This is a genomic window from Hydrogenophaga sp. GW823-FHT04C09 (genome assembly GCF_058796355.1).
Map to the genome: position 1 here is coordinate 1 of NZ_JBXAIO010000023.1, position 575 is coordinate 575.

1 protein-coding gene is annotated in these 575 nt (G+C 64.9%); it reads left to right on the forward strand.

The genetic code is table 11. From position 1 onward, the window contains the following. Positions 1–575, forward strand: a 575-nt coding sequence (locus AC1Q9M_RS25510; protein WP_492436433.1) for an ABC transporter ATP-binding protein, incomplete at both ends; no start/stop codon positions are given.

The following is a 575-nucleotide window of genomic DNA, read 5'->3' on the forward strand; positions in this document are numbered from 1 at the left end:
CTGCGCGGCGAGCGCATCGAGAACCTCTCGCCCGCCGACCTCGTGCAGCGCGGCGTGGTCCAGGTCATGGAGGGGCGCCACTGCTTCGCCCACCTCACCATCGAGGAGAACCTCATGACCGGCTCCTACACCCGCAAGAGCAAGGCCGAGGTCGCGGCCAACCTGGAGAAGGTCTACACCTACTTCCCGCGCCTGAAGACCCGGCGCACCAGCCAGGCCGCCTACACCTCGGGCGGCGAGCAGCAGATGTGCGCCATCGGCCGCGCCCTCATGACCAACCCCAGCGTGATGCTGCTCGACGAACCCTCCATGGGCCTGGCCCCGCAGATCGTCGAAGAGGTCTTCGAGATCGTCAAGGACCTCAACCAGAAGGAGAAGGTCACCTTCCTGCTGGCCGAGCAGAACACCAACATGGCGCTGAAGTACGCCGACTACGGCTACATCATGGAGAGCGGGCGCATCGTGATGGACGGCGTGGCCAGCGAGCTGCGCAACAACGAGGACGTCAAGGAGTTCTACCTCGGCATGGGCGGGGGCGAGCGCAAGTCCTTCAAGGACATCAAGAGCTACAAGCG